13 protein-coding genes are annotated in these 20087 nt (G+C 44.7%); 7 read left to right on the plus strand and 6 right to left on the minus strand.

Translation table 11 applies throughout. The features are described from left to right. Window positions 1-11: 11 nt before the first annotated feature. From hrcA to HN980_04325, 3 genes are all read right to left on the minus strand, one after another. A complete protein-coding gene (gene hrcA, locus HN980_04315; protein MBT6928700.1) occupies window positions 12-1187 on the minus strand; it encodes a heat-inducible transcriptional repressor HrcA in 1176 nt (391 codons plus the stop codon). Between the two features lie 133 nt (window positions 1188-1320). After that, window positions 1321-2037 (minus strand): ComF family protein, encoded by a 717-nt coding sequence (locus tag HN980_04320; GenBank protein MBT6928701.1) that lies wholly within the window; start codon window positions 2035-2037, stop codon window positions 1321-1323. Window positions 2038-2047: 10 nt separating this feature from the next. After that, entirely contained in the window at window positions 2048-7120 is a 5073-nt protein-coding gene (locus tag HN980_04325; protein ID MBT6928702.1) for a hypothetical protein, read from the minus strand. Window positions 7121-7220: 100 nt separating this feature from the next. On the opposite strand from HN980_04325, the gene HN980_04330 reads away from it, so the two are divergent. The 3 genes from HN980_04330 to HN980_04340 all read left to right on the plus strand — a co-directional run bounded on the left by HN980_04330 (window position 7221) and on the right by HN980_04340 (window position 12171). Continuing rightward, the gene (locus HN980_04330; GenBank protein ID MBT6928703.1) at window positions 7221-9149 is read left to right on the plus strand and encodes a glycosyltransferase family 4 protein; all 1929 of its coding nucleotides are present in this window, start codon (window positions 7221-7223) and stop codon (window positions 9147-9149) included. 117 nt (window positions 9150-9266) lie between these two features. Further along, a complete protein-coding gene (locus HN980_04335; protein ID MBT6928704.1) occupies window positions 9267-11525 on the plus strand; it encodes a glycosyltransferase in 2259 nt (752 codons plus the stop codon). A gap of 76 nt (window positions 11526-11601) precedes the next feature. Beyond that, the gene (locus HN980_04340) at window positions 11602-12171 is read left to right on the plus strand and encodes a hypothetical protein (GenBank protein MBT6928705.1); all 570 of its coding nucleotides are present in this window, start codon (window positions 11602-11604) and stop codon (window positions 12169-12171) included. A 14-nt stretch (window positions 12172-12185) separates the two neighbouring features. Here the strand turns inward: HN980_04340 and gcvH are convergent, their stop codons facing one another. Both gcvH and HN980_04350 read right to left on the minus strand, forming a co-directional pair. Continuing rightward, on the minus strand, window positions 12186-12494 hold the full coding sequence (gene gcvH, locus HN980_04345) for a glycine cleavage system protein GcvH (GenBank protein ID MBT6928706.1): 309 nt from the start codon (window positions 12492-12494) through the stop codon (window positions 12186-12188). Between the two features lie 58 nt (window positions 12495-12552). Further along, window positions 12553-14871: a hypothetical protein gene (locus tag HN980_04350; protein ID MBT6928707.1), complete on the minus strand. Its 2319-nt coding sequence runs from the start codon at window positions 14869-14871 to the stop codon at window positions 12553-12555. Between the two features lie 343 nt (window positions 14872-15214). Here HN980_04350 and HN980_04355 point away from each other — a divergent pair, with 343 nt between their 5' ends. Both HN980_04355 and HN980_04360 read left to right on the plus strand, forming a co-directional pair. Then, window positions 15215-15385 carry a hypothetical protein gene (locus tag HN980_04355; protein ID MBT6928708.1) on the plus strand — a complete coding sequence of 57 codons (171 nt, stop codon included), beginning with the start codon at window positions 15215-15217 and terminating at the stop codon, window positions 15383-15385. Between the two features lie 71 nt (window positions 15386-15456). Continuing rightward, window positions 15457-16005, plus strand: a complete 549-nt coding sequence (locus tag HN980_04360) for a hypothetical protein (protein MBT6928709.1) — start codon at window positions 15457-15459, stop codon at window positions 16003-16005. Here HN980_04360 and HN980_04365 read toward each other — a convergent pair. Continuing rightward, window positions 16000-16677 (minus strand): hypothetical protein, encoded by a 678-nt coding sequence (locus tag HN980_04365; GenBank protein ID MBT6928710.1) that lies wholly within the window; start codon window positions 16675-16677, stop codon window positions 16000-16002. The two genes, HN980_04360 and HN980_04365, sit on opposite strands and share 6 nt — an antisense overlap. Before the next feature lie 466 nt (window positions 16678-17143). On the opposite strand from HN980_04365, the gene HN980_04370 reads away from it, so the two are divergent. After that, complete coding sequence (locus tag HN980_04370; GenBank protein MBT6928711.1) at window positions 17144-18904, plus strand: phospho-sugar mutase; 1761 nt, start codon at window positions 17144-17146, stop codon at window positions 18902-18904. 236 nt (window positions 18905-19140) lie between these two features. Continuing rightward, window positions 19141-20058: a hypothetical protein gene (locus HN980_04375; protein ID MBT6928712.1), complete on the plus strand. Its 918-nt coding sequence runs from the start codon at window positions 19141-19143 to the stop codon at window positions 20056-20058. Window positions 20059-20087: the final 29 nt, after the last annotated feature.

The following is a 20087-nucleotide window of genomic DNA, read 5'->3' on the forward strand; positions in this document are numbered from 1 at the left end:
GTCCCTTTTTATTAATGTGAATGATCTTCTAAAAGTATGTTCGATTTGTTGTCTAGGAGGTTGCGCTCCTCGCTCTTAAGATATAAAGAACCCTTCTGCGGCTGCCTGAAGGATATCTTGAAAGTATAAAGACTCTTCGTCAGCGCCGTACTTATTGTGTCGGAAAATGTCCGCAACATAGGAAAAAGATCTTTGTATGGCACGCGCATAGGGCCGAGAAGCCCGACGACGCCAACAGGGGAGTTGTTGATATAATACGGTATGCTCATAACAGTGCAGGCAACGTCGGGGTGTAACACCGTAGCAAGGTCGTTGCCAACCCAATACCTAAGATCATTGCTGTGTAGGCACTCCTTGACAAGGAAACGTAGCGCTGTAGGGTTTTCGAACAAAGCAAGACCGTCAACAAGAGCAGAAGCATCATGGAACTCCGGAAATGATAGAAGATTCGAAAGACCAGCATGATGAATGTCTTCATGGGTGAAATTCGAGTACCCTATCATATAACGTACCATCACCTCATTGTAAAAACTTCGGGCAAGAGCAAGCTCTTCAGGGGTTATCTCTTCAGGGATATCGACATGCTGAGAAAGACGATGACGGAAAAATGTCTCTATCCTCTTCAGCGAAAAAGAACTCAGTTTCTTCTCAGTATGAAGAGTATGAGTCTGTATAAGGCCGAAATCCGTGACGATAACACATAAACAGCGACTGTCGTCGATGGCGACAAGCTTCAAATCATGGATGCAATCATGGTCGAAGCGTGGCGATGACATGAAAACAGCACAACCAGTAAGGTCGCCTAAAACATCGGCAGCCTTGTGGAGATATGATAATACCTCAGACGTCTCGTCAAAACGTAAAGACTTAAGACGACGACGAGCTTCCTTGTTCTTAACAGAATCGCTGCTACGATGAGCATTAGTATCAGCATATAAACGAAAAGCAGCGTCAGTGGGAATGCGACCACCAGAAGAATGTTGCTGAAGAAGATACCCGGAATCCTCAAGGTGTGCGAAATAATTGCGGATGGTAGCAGAGCTTAAGTCTTTAAAGCCCTTCTCCATCAAAGTGTTGGAGCCAATGGGCTGTCCAGATTTGATGTATAAATCAACAAGACCTAACAATACACGACGCTCACGCTCGCCCTTCGCACTCTTCTTCTCATTTTGTAACGGCTTCATCATAGAAAACCCCCAATAATTTCAATTTTAACCACAATATTACACCACCATAACAAAAACGTCAACAGTTTTTAGCAGTCGACGACCGAGATTGCTATGTTAATGCGGTGTGTAGGTGATTTCTATCCGCTATTTTTTATGTTTTACAGAATGTCATAGCATAAAGAGTACAAGGTCCGTCATCGAGGATAGTTTTGCCACATTGTTTTAGTGTAGTGCCTGTTGTTATGACGTCATCGACGAGGAGTACGGTGAGGTTATTGAGAACGTTCTTTTTTTTCAGGGTGATAATTCCTGGTGGCATTGTTTTTCTTTGTCGTAGTGATTGTCCTGTTTGCGGGTATTCTCCTGAGGGTTTATTCAGGATGTCGAGGACGGGGCGTTCGATGGTATGTCCTATTGTTTCGGCGAGGAGTTTTGCCTGGTTGTATCCTCGTTGGATAAGGCGCATCCGCGGCATTGGTACTGGCACGATGATATCGGGCAGCGGCCAATCTAGTGTTATAAGCTGTGCTGTCATATATGCTCCTGCGCCTTTGGCTAGGAAGGGCTGTCTGTGGTATTTCATTTTTTTTATGAGCGTTGCCGGTGGGCCTTCGTATTCGAAAGCCGAGGCGCATCCTTTGAAGATGGGCTTTTCTTTTGTGCACTGCGAACATTTCCGTCTTCTGGTGTTGTAGTGTGCCGAGAAGCATCGCGGGCAGCGTTCGTGGTGTGGTGTTAGTGTCATAAGCTCTCCGCATGTCGTGCAGAAGAGAGCATCGCGTTGTAATAGGGGGCTTTCACAGTGTAGACATGTTGGTGGTGATATGAAGTCGACGATAGAATCGAGAAGTGGTGTGATGAAACGCATATTCTACTCTTTAGTCTTCTTCGGATTCTGAGATCGTTTGTTTTTGGAAGGTGTATGAAGGATGTATCAGAGAGCCTTTTATGGTGATGGTAAACAGCTCGGCGAGTTTGAAGAGGATGTTATATTGTTTCATCTTAATCTTGGCATATAAGTTCCCGCTGAAGTCGACGTACGAAGTGTCATCGTCGCCAGTAGACAGTAAGAATCGTGACGCTTTACCTTCACTATATACGTCATCGAGTTTAGTGAAGACAACTTTACTATCTTCGATGGTATAGTATATCGACCCTGACGACGGTGTCATCAGCGAGGTGTCGAGGCCTATACGCGATATAATGTCGCTGGGGATGGAAAGGAGAGACTTCGAAGAAGAAGATTTTTTGCTGTTGGAGAAGGTGGCGCGTCCGTCGCCAGAGAATGACTTGGTATCGCCGACGATTCCGTTGACGTCGTCGAAAGTCAACGATGATATTATGAAATTCTTATTGCCGCTAGGTCTTCCGAGTTCTGAAGAATATAGCAGCGAAGGTTTGAAGTCGGTGACAAGGAGCGAGGGCATCGAAAAAGAATATTTTCCTGTTTTCACATCGTTGTCGAACGATATCGAAGGTATAGTGATAGTGCCGGCGAGGTCTTCACCGCGCAGGTCTTTGATGGTGAGATTTCCTGGAGAATATTCACACTGTGATGAGAAGCGGTCGAAGATATATCCCATAGCGGCGAAGTTCTTCCCACAGAGCGAGCCACTGAAAGAGAGCGGAACGTTGCTTTTTTTGTCGATGTTCCAGGTGCCGACGAGTTCATATCCGTCGCGGATGCCGAAGGCCTCGATATGGCGCTGAAAGTTGCGAGGTAGAAGCCATTGCGCTTCATTGGTGTTTAAGTGTACCTTACTCTTTATCGCTAAAATGTCGGTAGAGGAGCTTTCAGCAGGGACAGCATATATCCTGACCCCAGAAAATGTTCCTTCAGCTTTGTCGAGAGTATATTCTCCATTGTCGTCACGTTTCCATGAGACCGTAAGAGGTAATATGCCTTTGTTTTGTAGCGTCCTTGGGTCGCCGTCGCTGAAGATTATGACGCCATTGTCTGGAGCGTCGGAGGCGACATTGCCAGAAACCCAGAACGTATGGTCGCGGTGACGATATTGTGTCGTCATAGAAAATTTTTCGTCGTAGTATTCTAGGAAGAAATTCCTGAGGGCATGGTTTTTGCCGAAAAGGTGGTATGTGTCGTGCTTAAGGCATACATTCCACGAAGATCGCGATGGCGTAGCGATAAAGCCGATGCTTCCTTCGACGGAGCCTTTGTCTTTTATAGTAGTAAGGATGGCAGGAAGTGGGTCATCGTCGCCGAGAGAGCATGCATGGGCGATGAAACTCGATAACGGAGAGAGCTGCTCAGCGGGGATGGTAAAACTGAGGTCTTCGAGAGATACCATGTGGCTGTCGATACTATAGCTCAGCTCTTTTAAGGCGAGGGCGATGCCGTCGAAAGGCGACGGCGCCGAAGGCATGGCGGCGAAGGTGATATCGTCGAAGGAGATGTCAAGGTTCGACGTTATATGCCATAGCTTCTCGTTAGGGATTACGTGAAGCTGTACTCCACCAGAAGCATGGAGGGTGCCATGGGGATCGAGATGATGTAAAGGCTCGGCAAGGGCGTCGAGAATAGGGCCGTCGATGTCGGCGTCGAAATTGTTGATGTGTGCTTTGAAGATGTTGGCGGCGACGTTATATTCTCCAGTGAGGTTTATAGACAACGCGTCGCCGTTGGTGATGGTGAAGAAGTCGATATTCCACGTGTCGATAGAAGGGTGTATCGAGGCCGACATCGAGAAGTCGTCGAAAGAAAGCTCTTTGATGAGCCAAGATCCATGTTTTTTTCTGCCGGAAAGCGAGATTGTTTTGATCTGGTCGTCATTGAGGATGACAGGGCCGCCTTCGACGCCGAAGAAATAGCTTCCGTCGTTTTCATCGTGGTAAAAGCTTCCATCCAGAATACCTGCAGAATATCCGTCTTTGTATAGCTCCAAGATGTCGTTGTGGAGGGGAACAATTCCTGCCCTGGAAAGACGCTGGAGGTCGACGACAAGCGATGTCAATGTACACGAAGGCGTAGAATTGAAAGCCTTGATGCCATAGCTCGGCGATGTCTTCATGATGGCGATGTGAGGGATGATGCCGCCGATGTGACAAAGGTCGTCGTCTAAAGACCATGTGATGTCCTCATCATCATCGCGTGATGCCTTCCCCGCGAAACGCGAGAACTCGTCGTCGCCGCTATATAGGGCGGCATCGAAGGTGAAAAAATTGCCATGCCCTGCCGAGACGGTGACTTCAGGGCTGTAAAGGCGGTACTTGTCGATGCCGACGGTGTCGTTGCCAGCGAAGATCGTTCCTTCTGTTTCATGGAAAGACAAAGTCTTAGTAGCATGATGATATGCAAACGTCGACGATAGGCCTTCTAGGGCGATGTTGCGTTTCTCGCCATCAAGGACTCCAGAACTCAGCGCGCCGTAGACATTGGCGTCGAGGGATACGTCGTCAGGAGAAGACTTTATTATAAGAGAACTCTCAAGGTCTGTAGAGGATATAGTGCCGGACAGTGGGATGTCTATAGTAGCAACATCGGTGAAGTGTGAACAGAAACGCTTGAAATCGTTGAGCTGACATAAGACGTCGGAGATGAATATATCGGTGGTGAAGGAGCCTTTGCTAGCAAAATCTATGAAGATCCTCCCCGATAGCGCAACGCCATTACTGACGGCGTCGAGACGCTCCATGGCGATGGTATTGCTGTCGAAGTGTACGACGGTGTCGATGTCGTCGAAGACAAGGCCCGAATGCCTTTCGCGATAAAGGCCCTTGTCGACAGGAAGGTATCCGAAATGAGTACCGTCTTTAAGAGAAAAATGGTGGGTGGCTTTTGGCGCCGCCGCCGCTCCTATAGCATCGACAGCGACACTAAAGTGTCTGTTTTCGATGACAACGTCGTTGGCACTATATTGTAAAGTGATAACATCGCGGACGAGGGTTCCTTCGACGTCAGCAGTGCCACTAAGAGACATCCCTTTTCCTCCGAAGATAAAAGGGGCGACATATTTCTCGAGGAGGATGCCGTCGCTATGGAACCACCCTCGTTGTAGAGAGCCGCTACTGCTGTCGAAGCCAATAGATATCATATCAGTAGTGTCATCATTAGTAACAGTAACAATACCGTCACCAAAAATACCAACATCGCTATGCGACAAAGTAGCCTCTAAAGTTATGGCGTCGTCAGCAAAACATTTGCCGAAAGTCTCTCTCATCGGCGAAGGAAAAAGATCGGCGACGTCGGAACCAGAACAAGACGCCACACACGATGCTATCGCTTCCGAAGAGGAAAAATCGAAGGTGATGTCTCCAGTGATGCCGGCGAAAGTTCCCGACAACGAAGAATCGTCAACGATGCCATCGGCGATAGAAAATGAAGATGTTATGTCTTCGAAGGAAAAACGCTCCTCGCGATATGTCATGGCTAACGACGTCTCGGAAAGATCGACAGCAGCATTTACCGTGGAAATAGGATCTGTAGAGGAAACGTCGGCAGTGAGGCTCCCCGACATTGTGCCGATATATGCCTTGGAATGTCGGTATGAAGAAGATATGACGGCGCTGTTTAAGGAAAAAGAGTCGATAGAAATGTCAGTAGGGACGTTGTCGACGAAAGAAAGAGAAAGCGAGGCATCGAAGGTGCCATGCTCCAAGGCGATGATGTCGTCGTCGAAAAGCGGAGTATTAAGAAAATGCTGGACGATAGCGAACTCATAAGGACCGACGTTCTCCAAAGAAAGAGAGAGAGTATGCTCTTTATCAGCATCTGCAATACCGCGGCAACGAACAGCACAGGGAGGATCCCCAGCAGGGGATACTATTATGTCGGCAGCAAGGAAAGGAGAGAAATTCCGCGACGAAGAAAGATGGCCATGTAGGACGAAAGGTGCCGAAGTCTCCATCTCGACAAGAGAGCCTTCGCTATAAAAATGAAAAGCACCTCCCGAAGCAAACGTCACCGAACCTTTAAGGTCGGCGATAGACCATGGAATGTTGCGGTATGACGAAGGTGAAAAGTTTATGCCTTCAGGACACGACAGCGTACACGATGTCGTCGACAGCAAAGAGCCAATAAAACTATTTTCTTCATAAAAATTATTTTTGCGGGGTCTTCTGTCTCCAGAGAATGTCGCCGACACCTTGGTAGCAGTGCCGACAAGGTCGTAAGAAGTCTCTGTACCGGAAAGATCAGAGACGATAAGCTCGCCTTCGAGATATGGACATAGACGGCGAGGGATGACAATAGATATACTTCCGTCGATGACACCATCATCGGCAGAAAAAGCAATGTCGTCATCATAGAGAAAAGCTGCGATATCAGAAAGATGAGAACACGATGCCCGCGATACCGTTGCTGTAGCTTTAATGTCGCTGTCACAACGCTCGGCGACGACGACGATACCATCATCACCATCATCATCAACGCCGTCGAAAGATAACGACAAGCGTGCATAAGGGTCGGGAAACGAAGCCTCGGAGCAGCTGAATGATACAGGCGCCGGCGCTACAGAACCATCAACGTCCTGGAAAATAACACTGCCACCAGTAGCAGAAAACGAAGACACTACCACCGAAGAAAGAAAAGAAACGCCAGAAAAAGAAGAGAGTGAATCATTGTCGAAGGGGAAAGGAGGTATAGGTCCTTCGCCTTTTATGACGGATATCGTAGGGCGATGTATCGCTACCATGGTTGATAAACGGAACTTCATGACCTCCAAAGAACAGTGGATCTCTAGGGCATCGGCAGCGCAAGAATACCCGCCTTCATCATAAGGGGCAGCATCATAAAACGTTACGCCAGAGAAATATAAGGCGCCATCGTCACAATATTGCAGCGACTCATAACGCATGGGAGCGCCGAAAACCTTGACGCAATGACTCTGAAGACGCCACTCGATAAGCGATGTGAAAATCTCGCCACGAAAGAAAAACCCTCCGCCAACAATACCCACAAAGAAGATGATAAGAAAGATATATGCCTTTTTCATAGCTGCATGTTATACATAATACGCTATTCTAGTCCAGCATAGCACGAATTTATAACAAATTCTTAGAATAGAAGGACAATTGCGAGGTGATATTGCGATTATGGAAGAAGACATTGATAAAGAGTTTTTAATAAGAATATATCTGTATGTCGCAGAATATTTATTGCGATTGCCCCGCGATGATGAGATTGCTTTAGGACTTAAAAGGTTACATGAAAACGGCGGCAAAGCATCAGCACTAAATTTCATGCGATATTCCGACGAAGTTTCACAGCTCGACAGGCGTGGCCATAATGAGCGATATCATTCCTTAATAATATCTCCGAAACTCGAGGAAATTTTAGGACCTATATACGTACGATATCTTAACAACCGGTTAAAAGAACGCTATGACACAAAAAAATATGAGAGCATTAAAGATATAGCATTATATCGGTGGCTTGTTGAAAGCTTTATTGAAAACAATAGACCGATACATATGGAGATGCTATGTCGGCTAGCACACAAATTATACGAAGAGGCTTTCACAAAAGAAGAGGTGCAAAAAACCATTGCCGATGATTTTAGGTATTACAACTTCTTTATATTATATCTTCACTGTAGGAATGTTAACATTAATGATGTTAATGAATATTTTCACCACATACAGTCAGGAGATCTGGATATTGTTGATATATGTTATCACTATATACAGCGTTGTGAATATTTATCGGTATTGACACCAAAAGGAAGGGTTAATGAAATTGCATACTATATAAATAAATATAAAGACGATAAAGAAATCCAACAATTTGTTGCACAATACATACAAAAAAATCAAAAAGGAATACGTTATATATGTTATCCAGGATCGTCAGGATATGCTCAAAGCGCAAAACAGTATATCCTTGCTCTTGTCAAAGCGGGCGTTCCTGTTATGGTGGAATTCGAAAAGGCATTTTTTGAACAAAAGGACTCTAAAGTTTCTTTTGAAGATAAAGTACTATTTTACCTTGCTTCACAGAACATTGAATATGATTGCGTTGTTGAGCATATTTTGATGACAACAATGATGTACTATTTCAATGAGCGAGAAAGAACAAAAAATAAAAGCATAGAAATGTGTGCACTTACAATGTGGGAATATGAACATGTCCCCAAGTATCAAATCGAAATACTTAATACTTTTGATCATGTGATATTTCCCTCTAAATGGAATGTCGAAATTTTTAAGAAAAACAAGCTTAATGTCGGAGCAACAGAAATATATCAGGTTATCGATAACAGCGCCAAAATAAAAAAATATGATTGCCCTGATAAAAATATCGATGAAAAAAAACTGTATTTTGATGATATCCCATCAGATCACTACGTTTTCTTAATGGTAGGAATGTGGAACCCAAGAAAAGGGATGCATGAAACGATAGAAGCTTTTTTGAAAGCGCATAATAGCTCATCGCGATGCACGTTATATGTGAAGACAGCGCCTTTTGAAGCGTCAGAAGATGATATTACGATCTTACGAGAGGCGAATAAATTAATAAACGAATATAAGGATGTCCCTAATATAATAATAAATACAGATCTTTTAAACGACCGAGAGATGGATTATCTCTATGATAATAGTCATTGCTATGTGCAGCTTACTAAGGGGGAAGGTATTGGGCTGGGAGTCTGTGAGATGGCAAGACGAGGAAAGCCGGTTATCGTCACCGATTATAGCGCTCATAAAGAATATCTACATCATGCATATTATGTCCCTTGTGCTATAGCTCCAATTACAGCAGATAAACGTTATACGCCAGAGGTATGGGACTGCTTTTTGAAAGAACAACATAAAAAGTGCTTGTGGGCAATACCAGACATCGAAAAAGCTACAGAAATAATACGTTATGTTTATGAGCATCAGAAAGAGGTCGCTGAAATGAGCAAAGACAATGCTGACTACATACAAAAAAAATGTTCATACGAAAAGATAGGTAGTGATTTCCTAAAACTTTTTGAAATGTTAAAGCCAGAACAAGAGAATGTCATCTCTTTGGTGCCATAGATGTGGTTGATATTCTCATCTTCCTGAAAGAAAATTAGGATGTTAAAAATAATAAAACATTTCTAGCTTAGGAAGCCTGGAAAGGCGTGGTGTAATAGAAAATTTCTGGGAGGATCGATGATGAAAGCGTTGGCGTTAATCGAAGGTGCTGAAAAAATGATAAAAACTGAACCGGAGCAGGCTAAAGAGCTTATTTTTTCATATCTCGACGTTGAAGATACTCCTGATCAGCTTTCGGCAAAGATTGTAGAGCACCTCTTTCGAAATGAAATAGAAGAGGCTTTGCATCTCGCCAAGGTCCATCACGACGAACATCAAAGACTGCGAAGATTTTCCGGTATATGTAATTTTAATGATAATTGCAAAGAAAGCCCTTTGGTAAGCGCTATAATGTGTACGTATAACAGAGCACGCTACATTACACAGTCTATTCAAAGCTTAATAACACAGTCGGCGCCATTCCATGAAATAATTATCGTCGACGATGGCTCCTCAGATAATACAGCTTCTTTAGTAGCAGATCTTCAGAAAGACAATTCAAGCTTGCTATACACAAGGAAACATAATAGAGGCGTCTCCGCTGCACGTAATCATGGCATAAAAAAAGCCAAGGGTGAATTTATTGTGTTCCTTGATAGCGACGATATTCTTTTAGCAGATGCATTATTTTCATTGCTGAAAGGGCATTATAGGGAACCTGATTATGATATGTACTATGGTAATTCATATATTGTAGATATAAACTTAAAACCTATTAAGGAAAATGTTTTACCAGACTATACTCAATGCAGCGGAGACCTTTTTTTCTTGGAGAATATTATTGGCAATGTTCTGTTGCTGTGTGGCGCCTTAATAAGAAAAAGTATTTATGAGAAAGAAGGATATTATGACGAAGAGATGAAGACAGCTGAGGACAGAGAGTGGTTTTTACGAGTGTCGAAAGCATTAAGAATAAAATATGTTGATAGATTTTTTATGAGGTATCGCCGTGGGCATGAAAGTTTAAATTGTCCGAGACCAATGGAAAAACAACAACGTCAACATCAATGTTACTATTGGAATAAGCTGATCGACAAACATATTCTTTCTGTGCAGTATAAAGAGTTATTTCCTTTTTTTGATTGGACAAATGAAGAGTTGGCGACAGGGTCTTCTTTGTTGATTATGGCATATCTTTATTCTAGGATTCACAGTGTCAGGAAATGCCAGCAATATATTGAGAAAAGTTTGGCGGTGCAAAGCCTTGAATCTTCATTAAGTTATATAATTTCTAATTATATTCATGATCGACAAGCTCCTGCTGATGTGCTTATGAAACGTATTTTTGACCATGTGGCAGGATGGTTAAGAAATAATGATTTTAGTGTTGTAGAATTGGGCGCGGGGATTTCTATTGATAATTTTAGTCCTGATGGTGTTGAAGAAGAAGTGTCGCAACAGAAATCTATTTCTTTTGTGATATTTTGTGAAGGCGACAGTGTCGAAGACATAAGAAATATCATAAGAAGTGTGTGCCTCCAGAAAATTCCGCAGCACGAATATATAATATGTGGGGGAAGCTTGTCACAACAAGAGTATATTAGGGAGCATGTTTTTGAAGATGTCTCTGTTTCTTTTATTCCATCAAGTAGCGATAAAAAAGCCGATCTTCAGATGGCACATATGTTTGCACGATATAGCTATGTCCTATTGCTGAATGATATATGTATATTGCATGAAAGCTGGTATCAAGAGGTTAACTCTATAGACCAGAAAATAATTTGCTCTCGAGTGCTTCTTCCCGATGGAAGTTTATATAAAGACCCGCTCTTAAAAGCAGTTAGAAATATCAATATAGAGTGCAAGGAAGATTTCCCCGAAGAGAACTATTTCCCAAGCATTGGGACTTTGGTGAGTGCTGATATCTTAGAGAAGATTCCATTGAAGCTCGCCCCAACATATGAGCTGTCACTAGCAATGTTAGCAGAACAATGCAATAGAATAGGGCACGCTCCTTTTATGATAAATAATGCATTGATATTTTATAACGATGCCTCGCGAACTCAGGTGGGGTATCAGCAATTCATTAGGACGGAAGAAGCAAGTTATCTCTGGCTTCTGGATAAAGATAAAAACTGGACTATTGATCAGCTGCAAGAAGAGTTTTATGAGCGCATGGAACAAGGACAGCATGCTGAAGGGTTGGATTGTTTGCGTTATGCTTTTACGCTTTTTCCTAATGATCGTGTTATTGGGAGCCTCTGGAAGCAAACGATGGATGCTATTATAGACCGCAATGAAGAAAGCGCCTTCTATCCGAAAGGACATCCTGATTATCGTAGCCTTATGCTTGCAATTTCAGAGTGTTTTTCTCCACCTGATTTTTCCATATGTTAATAGTATGTTTTGTAAAAGGTTCATGTTTTATGATATGATATAGTTTACGATAATCAAAAAAAACGAGGAAAAGACGATGGAATGCCGTAAAAAAATAAAGACGACAGCAACGATCATCATCATTATATGCGTAGTATCTGCAATGCTATGGGTTTTCGGCAGAGGAACAACCAACGCCATCGCTATAGAAGAAAGCCCGGCAATGCTATATCCTACATGGAATGAACTTCAGGATGTCGTTGCGGATATGTGCCGCGATATCGATGGTGACGAATATGATGTCATCATGGGGATAAGCGTCGGAGGTCTCGCTCCTACTGTGTTTTTCTCCGAAGAGCTTCACAATAAAAATGTTACGGCGATATCAGCGAAATCGTACGACGGCAAAAAACAGGGCTCCTTAATAATAAGGAACGCCCCAGAGAAAGAATCCCTCGAAGGCAAACGCATCCTCCTAATCGACGATGTCGTCGACACAGCGATAACAATAAACAGCGTTAAAAAACTACTAATAGAAGAATATGATGTCGCTACTATCGACGTCGCAACATTATACGTCAACTACGACCATTGCAAAGAATATCCACGATATTGGGGAATAGAAACCACCGACTGGATCGTCTTTCCTTGGGAAAAAGAAGACTGATAACTGGTCACTGGTCACTGGTCACTGGTCACTGAAAAAATCCATCCTTTGTCTTCTGGAGAGCTGTTGATAAGCGACGGCGATGTAGAAAGCTCTTCATTGACGGCAATGACAGTTCCGGCGATGGGGGAGTATATCTCGCTGGCGGCTTTCGTTGACTCTACGATGACGGCATAATCACCGACATCAAGGCGTCTGCCGACTTCCGGAAGCTCGACATATACGATATTTCCGAGCTCTTTGGCGGCAGCAGCAGTGATGCCTACGGTCCCGACGCCGTCTTTGACGTCAACCCATTCGTGGTTGTCGTAATATTTCTTCAAGCCTTATTATCTCCATGTCCTTCAACACAAAACAAGGATTTTTCACCACAGAGCCTTTTCATTGATCATTGATCATTGAATTATCGTCGTCTGTTTTCTCCGCCTTCAACGAAATAGCTCCTTTGTCAGAAATATCATCTAATAAGGTGTCCATCATATACCGCTGGGCGTCGTATGCTAAAGGCTTACGTCCCATTTCGACCTTATCGGCAAGAGATACCGTGGCGGCGCTTTTGTCTAGGACAGTGAAAAACGATACCATCCCACTCGCGGGAGTAGCGACTTTCGACCATGATCCTTGAGGCATGGCGAAAATGTCTCCGATGATGAAACTCTTTGTCATCGCTTCGCTTCTCGTTACAGCGAGCTCGTTTTTCTCGAGGCACCACTGGAAGTGTAACGGCGCGCTGGCGACAAGCTTCCCGGCGATGGTATCACGGACAGATTCGGCGGTGACATGACTTTCGGCATCGTCGGCGCCAGTGACGAGTTTGCCTTTGACCATATTTACATGACGATATAGCCTGTGCTGTACGGCAAAGTCGGCAGTGGCTTTGTCAGAAACTTTAGAGCCGTCGGCGATATAGTCCTTATGGACCATGGCGATGATGCCTTTGAAATACCTCTCGGCAACATCATGGCGTACTTCGTCGAAAGACTTCCAAGAACCTTCGCTGTCTTTGTATTTCGAGACGCTATTGCGTATGTCATTATAGTAGCTTTTCAACTTCTTGGTGACGATAGCGTCGAGGGTGCCGTCACGCGAAGCCTCAGAGAAGAAGACGACCTCTTTATCAGAAAGACGGTCGAAAACAGTTATATTAGAAACAACATTGCCGTCGGCAGAGAAATTCTTTAGAGCATCGAGAACCTCTTGCTTCTCGGCAGTGATCTCTTCGTCGCCAATAGGAGCGGCATTGAGAAGATCGACGAACTTCTTACGGCTCTCTGGAGAGAATTCTTCGCCGCCAGAACGTATCGTCATAATCTTAACTTCAGGCTCTTTGGCGCCGAGAGCTTCTTCGAGCCACTCTGGATGGGCGTCGACGATGATACCCCTAGTGAAAGTGTCGATCGCCGCCCTTGTATCATCATCGAGAACGCTAAGCGCTTGAAAACGGTCGCTGCGTGTTTCTGCAGACTTGGTGCCAAGGACAGGGAACTCCACCTTAATAACATCCCAGTTTTCATCAGAAAGCTGCCAGTCGAGAGTCTCCTTGACGCCGACACGAACCTGGAGAGCGCGCTTGTCGACGCTTGCTATACAGACGCGATACCTTCGCTGGACAAGCTCAGGGTATTTTCTCTCGACGACATCAGGAGATAAGAACTTCGTCGGCATAGAAAGTGATGGCGTATACTTCGTCGTTGGAGATGCCACAGCATGCAAATATACCTCAAGCTTCTGTAGATCGGTGAAGTCGCGTAGCTGTAAAGCCACAGGAAGAGAATATATCTCGATGTCGGTTGCTTCGCTGGCATATTCATAGAAAGCCTTATAAGGAAGGGCATCGACAAGGACAGAATCACCACTCTCATTAATAAGCCTTCTGAAAAGCATGACACTACGCCATACATTGCGAGCGATGTCGACGTTGAAACCCATAGACTCCAGCTGCTCTTTGAAATATTCTTCGTTAGAGGTAGACGACGATACCCACTTACGCTCTTTTAAAGCAGAAAGACTAGCGTTACTGTTCTTGATGAGGTCGGCGAGGACTTCTGCATCAGAGACGACATAACCGCGCTCTTCAGCGACGATAGAGGCGTTGATGATAACCTGCCCGACAAGGTCCAAAAACGTCTGGCCAAACCAGTCTTTGGTAGTATGGTATCCGAAAAGAGAAAGATCTTGGTGCTGAAGAGAAGTATCACCGACGACGCCCTCATAGCTCTGCTCCTGGTAGCGGATCATTTGCATAAGGTTCGCAGGAGAAAAACGACGCTCCGCAAGAAAAAGAGCAATCCTATGGTCTATGGCAGAAGCACTGAGTGCATCACCACAGCGCATAAGGCCGTTGTAGTTCTCGGCAATGTCTGTAGCGAAATACGACCATATGTTGCCGGCATTGAGGAACGATGCTGAAGGATGCGTGTAAGGAACAAATTTCCGCTCGTGACTTAGCCGCGAAGATAGGTCGTCGTGAAGATCAGAAGAATAACGACTCATTATCATGGAAGCAAGACCCGTAGACATGAAGTCCTTGGTAATGACACCATCATTAAGAGCATTGATGCCCCACACCTTCTGGAAAAAGAACTGATCGTTGATGTCAGTAGAAAGAAAATGTGTCAAAGCATTGAGCTTAGACTTCGTGATATTACTGCCATCAACAGCAGTGAATGCCGTTGGCGAAGATGCCGAATCGCGACTCATAGAACTGTATGTCCCAAAAAATGAAAACGATATGACTATGACTATAGTGATGAAAAAAAAGAAGATTCGCTGATGTTTTCTAAAAAATCCTAACATATAAACTCTCTCGTGACATGGTTATAAAGAACATAAACTTTAACCCTTCAAAGGAAATTCTACAAGACTTTTTATATATGCCCAAAAATATCACAGCCCCAAACCTTTGCTGCGCCTTTTGTTCACCAATATTAACTCAAAATCAAAAATTGACTTGACAAATGAGTCGTTACATAGCTATACTTAATATAGGGCACGAAAAGAGCTCGAACGTTAACTAACAAATAAAGGAAAGAGGAACATTTCTATGACGAAGAGTATTTCAAAACCAAAATCAAAACCAAAATCTAAATCTGTTGGTAAAAAGACCATGAAGACACTATGCAGAAAAGCAAAGAGTTTTTGGAAAAAAATGAAAGTAAAGAAAACTTTTACGAAGCTTTTTAAGAAGAAGAGCAAGAAAAAGAGTAAAAGATAAGCCGGATGCAAATCTCGAGGTGCTGTATAGCACATCGAGGTGTTGTATTATTTATTATTAAGGAGAATACTATGTTAGAAGGAGTAAAAAACCAATATCAAGTTATAACTAACGGTGCGGTTTCTAATGCAAAATATTTTCAGTCTAGTCTTGAAAATATTGCGGGGTTGTTTTCTAAAAATGTAAAAAATAACCCTGACAATACGATTGAAGGTAATGCCAATCAAGAAGATGTTGTTAATCAGGTTTCTCGAGAGAATATAAAACATCCTGAGGGCCAGGTGAACTATGGAAAAGCGTTTGTCGAAGCTGCTCTTGTGACGCTTATGGCGCTTTTTGCCAGCCCAGTTCACGCATGTCGACGTTTGCAGTATGTTATTTGTAAAAATGCGATAGCATTTAAAGCTGGTAACAATTTTGCTACATATAGTGATATTAGAGAGAAAGATGATTTTATAGCGACATGTTTGCAAGATGAACAATGCGAGGAAGTTTTTAAATCACACCGTATAACGTCGCAAAAAGAACAAGCAAGCATGCTGGGAGATATTTACGATAGAATCATAGATAGATCTGTTGGCGATACTAGAGATGCTGACGACGATATAGAGGAATTATAGTTGTCGTTCAACAACCTCTGTCAACCTTTGTCGTATATGCTTCCGAGCTTTTTCTAGTGGCGCCGCCATAACGTATGTTGCTTTTTGCATATTTTCTGCGGCGTCATCTCCTATGAGGTCTATAAGTATATCGTTGTCAGGCATAGCGATCGATATCGTCCCTTGATGGAGAAAGCCATGTTTCGTCGTGCGCTGTGCTGCCCCCGCGACCTTTTTCCCGTTGCTGTCGATGACATCATATTGTGTCGGCGCCGCCATGCAGAATGTCGGTGGCGGTGATGGCGCATCGCATGCTAAAGAAATTTTGTCGTCGACTAAAGGTTTCAGTACCTCTATAACGATGTTATTGACGAAACGATAGTTTTCTAGCGTATTTTCTGAGAAGAACTCCGAAGACCTTGGCACCAGTACCGAGAAAGCCATGTCGTGGGTGTGCAGTATTATCCCACCGCCGGTAGACCTTTGCGCGCCTGAAAGACCATGACGCTTTGCAGCATCGAGGTCTAGTAAATCCTTAGGCTTACAGAAATACCCGTAGGTATATGATGGCGTCGCCCATTCATATAGGTGCAGCACAGACTTGTCGCGCTCGCCAAGAGCATCAAGAAGCTCTTTGTCATACCGCATATTCTCCTCGGCAGATCCACTCCCCGTATCAATAATCTCCCACATAGTTTTATCTCCTAAAATACATACTGTTATTATGACATCTTTATTGTGCTCTGTCGAGAAAAACTAACGGTTTATTATCCCGCAGAGGAGAGGATTTTTGCGGATTAGCAAAAATCGCCGATGGCGGGAATCGCTTGCGCAGAGCGTCAGTCAGAAGCACTAAAAAAGTCATCATGACTTTTTAAGTTCTTGCAAGAAAGCGCAGGTATTTTTGGCGTAAGCCGAAAATGAGCCCTCCTTAGAGGGCTAAGCGCTTTTTTAGCTGGCGCATTTCAGATAACGTAGCGATGAGAGAGAAGAAATAGGCTGTGCGATAGTTATTGGGGAGTCAAGAGGAGAACTTCTCCTCTTGCGGGAGGGGATTTTAAGGTGAGGGCAGGGTCCCTCCCCTTAAATGAGGTTGACAATGGAGGATGTTTTACGTTACAACGTTGTCGATTTTTTAGTATTTATTTGGAGTGTTGTTATGACGGTAGATCTTGGGGCTTTTGATGAGCAGACGCGGAAGAATGTGATGTCTTGGCTTGACGGCGATTATGATGAAGAGACTAAGGAGGAGATCAGGAGCCTTCTTGACGACGACCCGCAGGCGGTAACGGACGCATTTTACACGTCGCTGACGTTCGGCACTGGGGGTTTAAGGGGCATTATGGGTGTCGGTAGTAATAGGATGAACGTATACACTGTACGTGCTGCTACGCAGGGGCTGGCGAACTATATTAAGGAGCAGTTTCCTGGGGAAGACGGACTTTCTGTTATTATCGGCTATGATTCTCGTAATAATTCCGATATCTTTTCTATGGAGGCTGCGCGTGTTCTCGCTGGCAATGGTATCAAGGTATATCGTTTTAGTGCATTACGCCCTACGCCTTTGGTGTCGTTCGGATGCAGACACAAAGGCTGTAATGCCGCTATTGTCATCACGGCGTCGCACAACCCCAAAGAATATAACGGCTACAAGGTATATTGGAGCGATGGCGGACAGATAATCGCCCCTCATGATAAGGGTATCATCGAAGAGGTCAACAAGGTCACGGACCTGTCGATGGTAAAGTATGCCGATGATGGCGCCCTTGTCGAAGACGTCGACACCGACATCGATGACGCCTATGTTTCTGCTGTCGAAGACCTTGTGATATACCCCGAAGACAATAAAAGCCATGGAAAAGACCTTAAAGTCGTATATTCTTCGCTTCACGGTACCGGCGTGACGCTTGTCCCTCGACTTCTTGAGGAATGGGGCTTTACTGGCATGATCCCTGTCGAAGAGCAGAATGTCCCAGACGGCAACTTCCCTACGGTAGAATCTCCAAACCCTGAAGAACAGTCGGCGCTGAAGCTTGGGATAAAAAAGATGATCGATAATGATGCCGACGTCTTAATTGCCACCGACCCTGATGCTGACAGAGTAGGTGTTGTCGTTATGCACGGTGGTGAGCCACGTTTTATCGACGGCAACCAGCTGGGGTGTCTGTTTATGTATCACGTCTGTGAGGGTCTGACGTCCCACGACGCCCTTCCTGAAGACGCTGCTTTTATCAAGTCGATAGTGACGACGGAGCTTTTCCGTACCATCGCCGAGGCGTATGGGAGACCTTGTTTCGATGTGTTGTGTGGCTTCAAATATTATGCAGGGAAGATCCACGAATGGGAGCAACAAAATGACGGATATCGGTATATCTTCGGCGGCGAAGACTCTTACGGATACCTCCTCGGAACACACGTCCGCGACAAAGACGCTATAATTGCCTCCGCGATGGTTTGTGAAGCCGTTCTACACGCAAAACTTCAGGGTAAGACGCTCATAGACGTCCTTCACGACCTTTATAAGATGTTCGGCATACACCGCGAAAAGCTAGAATCTTTGAAATTCCCACCGACGAAAGAAGGTATGGCGCAGATGAAGAAGGTCATGGCCACGATGCGCAAAGCAACGCCTACGCATTTCGGCGATGTCGCTGTCACCGCCTTAGAAGACTATAAAACGCTGACGAAGACAGAACTCGCCACAGGAAAAACTGAGAAGATAGATCTTCCACAGTCTGACGTCTTGCGTTTCTGGCTCGCCGACGGAAGTAGAATCGTCGTACGTCCTTCGGGGACGGAGCCTAAAGTAAAGCTATATTGCAGCGTCGTCATGAAAGATTTCGACGATCTCGAAGAGGGCGTAGCCGCTTGCGATATGCGCTGCCAAAAGCTTATTGATACAGTAAAAAATTTGATATAAATAAATAAAGCTCGGAGTAGGAATAGACTACCACGGAGCCACGGAGAACACAGAGAGGAAATAGGGCGGGCCAGGGGTTTCGCCCCTAGAACCCCGAGGACTTTAAAAAGTTCACTGTTCAAAAACAGGGGTCTGGGGGAGATTTCCCCAGCAATTTTCTTTTTCCTGTTTTCCCTCTCTGTGTCCTCCGTGGCTCTATGGTAAAAAAAATCGGAATTCGGAGAAGGAGAATTCACATGTCGATATTTATCGTGATGTTCGGCGGAGTATGTACCGCCATGGCGAACCTTTGTATGCGTCGTAGCATCGACGCCGGAGGCTCTAGCCGAGGGTTCCTCATGCTGCAGCTGCCGCTTAGCGCCGTAGTTGCCGTCTTGTTGAACCCCGTACGCATGGACAACTATACATGGAATGGTACAGTTGCAGTCCTTGGGCTGATAGGGGGCGTTATAATAGGAGCTGTGCTGTGGGCACTGGGGAAATCTCTACAGCGTGGACCTTCAGGGCTGACGTTCGCTGTCTTTAATTCTGCATCGGTAGTCCCTGCTATCGTGATGTTTGTCGTCTTCGGAGCCGCATTCGGACACGGATACCACTGGTGGAACGCCATAGGCTCGGCGCTTGTCATCGTAGGGCTTTTCTGTGCGGTGAAACATTCGCGGAAACATGGCGTCCAGATCTCGTGGATGGCGTTCGTCGCCACGCTTTTCTGCCTAAACGTTCTTTTTATGTCGTTCCTCAGCTGGCAAGCTCTTATGTTAAAAGGTGGCATTCCATATAGCGCGCTTATCCCTTTTCACCTAAACCCCAACGAAGCCGAATGGTTTATGCCGATGATCTTCGTCGCAGCATCGATAATCCACGCCATTATATATTGGAAAAAGACGTCGAAATGGCCGAAACCAGCAGAATGGGTGTATGCCTTCTTGGCAGGAGGATTGCTTGGCATAGGGACGTATTGCCTTATCGAAAGCGTACAAAACGCAGGAACCCTAGAACATGCTATGATATTCCCCGCCTATAGCGTTACAATCATCGCCGTATGTAACATATGGGGTAAACTCCTCTATAAGGAGAAAATTCACTGGATAGCTATAGGACTGGCTATCGTCGGTATCGTCATCGGCGTTATTAAACCCATGATTGCGACCTGATCTCGCCAACCACAATATTTTAGCAACTC

The organism is Waddliaceae bacterium (genome assembly GCA_018694295.1).
GTDB lineage: Bacteria > Chlamydiota > Chlamydiia > Chlamydiales > JABHNK01 > JABHNK01.

Coding starts and splice junctions, on each gene's coding strand:
- HN980_04335 (MBT6928704.1), top strand. CDS start 9,267: ATGATGAAAGCGTTGGCGTTAATCGAAGGTGCTGAAAAAATGATAAAA.
- HN980_04365 (MBT6928710.1), bottom strand. CDS start 16,677: ATGTGGGAGATTATTGATACGGGGAGTGGATCTGCCGAGGAGAATATG.
- HN980_04340 (MBT6928705.1), top strand. CDS start 11,602: ATGGAATGCCGTAAAAAAATAAAGACGACAGCAACGATCATCATCATT.
- HN980_04325 (MBT6928702.1), bottom strand. CDS start 7,120: ATGAAAAAGGCATATATCTTTCTTATCATCTTCTTTGTGGGTATTGTT.
- HN980_04330 (MBT6928703.1), top strand. CDS start 7,221: ATGGAAGAAGACATTGATAAAGAGTTTTTAATAAGAATATATCTGTAT.
- HN980_04355 (MBT6928708.1), top strand. CDS start 15,215: ATGACGAAGAGTATTTCAAAACCAAAATCAAAACCAAAATCTAAATCT.
- HN980_04375 (MBT6928712.1), top strand. CDS start 19,141: ATGTCGATATTTATCGTGATGTTCGGCGGAGTATGTACCGCCATGGCG.
- hrcA (MBT6928700.1), bottom strand. CDS start 1,187: ATGATGAAGCCGTTACAAAATGAGAAGAAGAGTGCGAAGGGCGAGCGT.
- HN980_04320 (MBT6928701.1), bottom strand. CDS start 2,037: ATGCGTTTCATCACACCACTTCTCGATTCTATCGTCGACTTCATATCA.
- HN980_04350 (MBT6928707.1), bottom strand. CDS start 14,871: ATGAGTCGCGATTCGGCATCTTCGCCAACGGCATTCACTGCTGTTGAT.
- HN980_04370 (MBT6928711.1), top strand. CDS start 17,144: ATGACGGTAGATCTTGGGGCTTTTGATGAGCAGACGCGGAAGAATGTG.
- HN980_04360 (MBT6928709.1), top strand. CDS start 15,457: ATGTTAGAAGGAGTAAAAAACCAATATCAAGTTATAACTAACGGTGCG.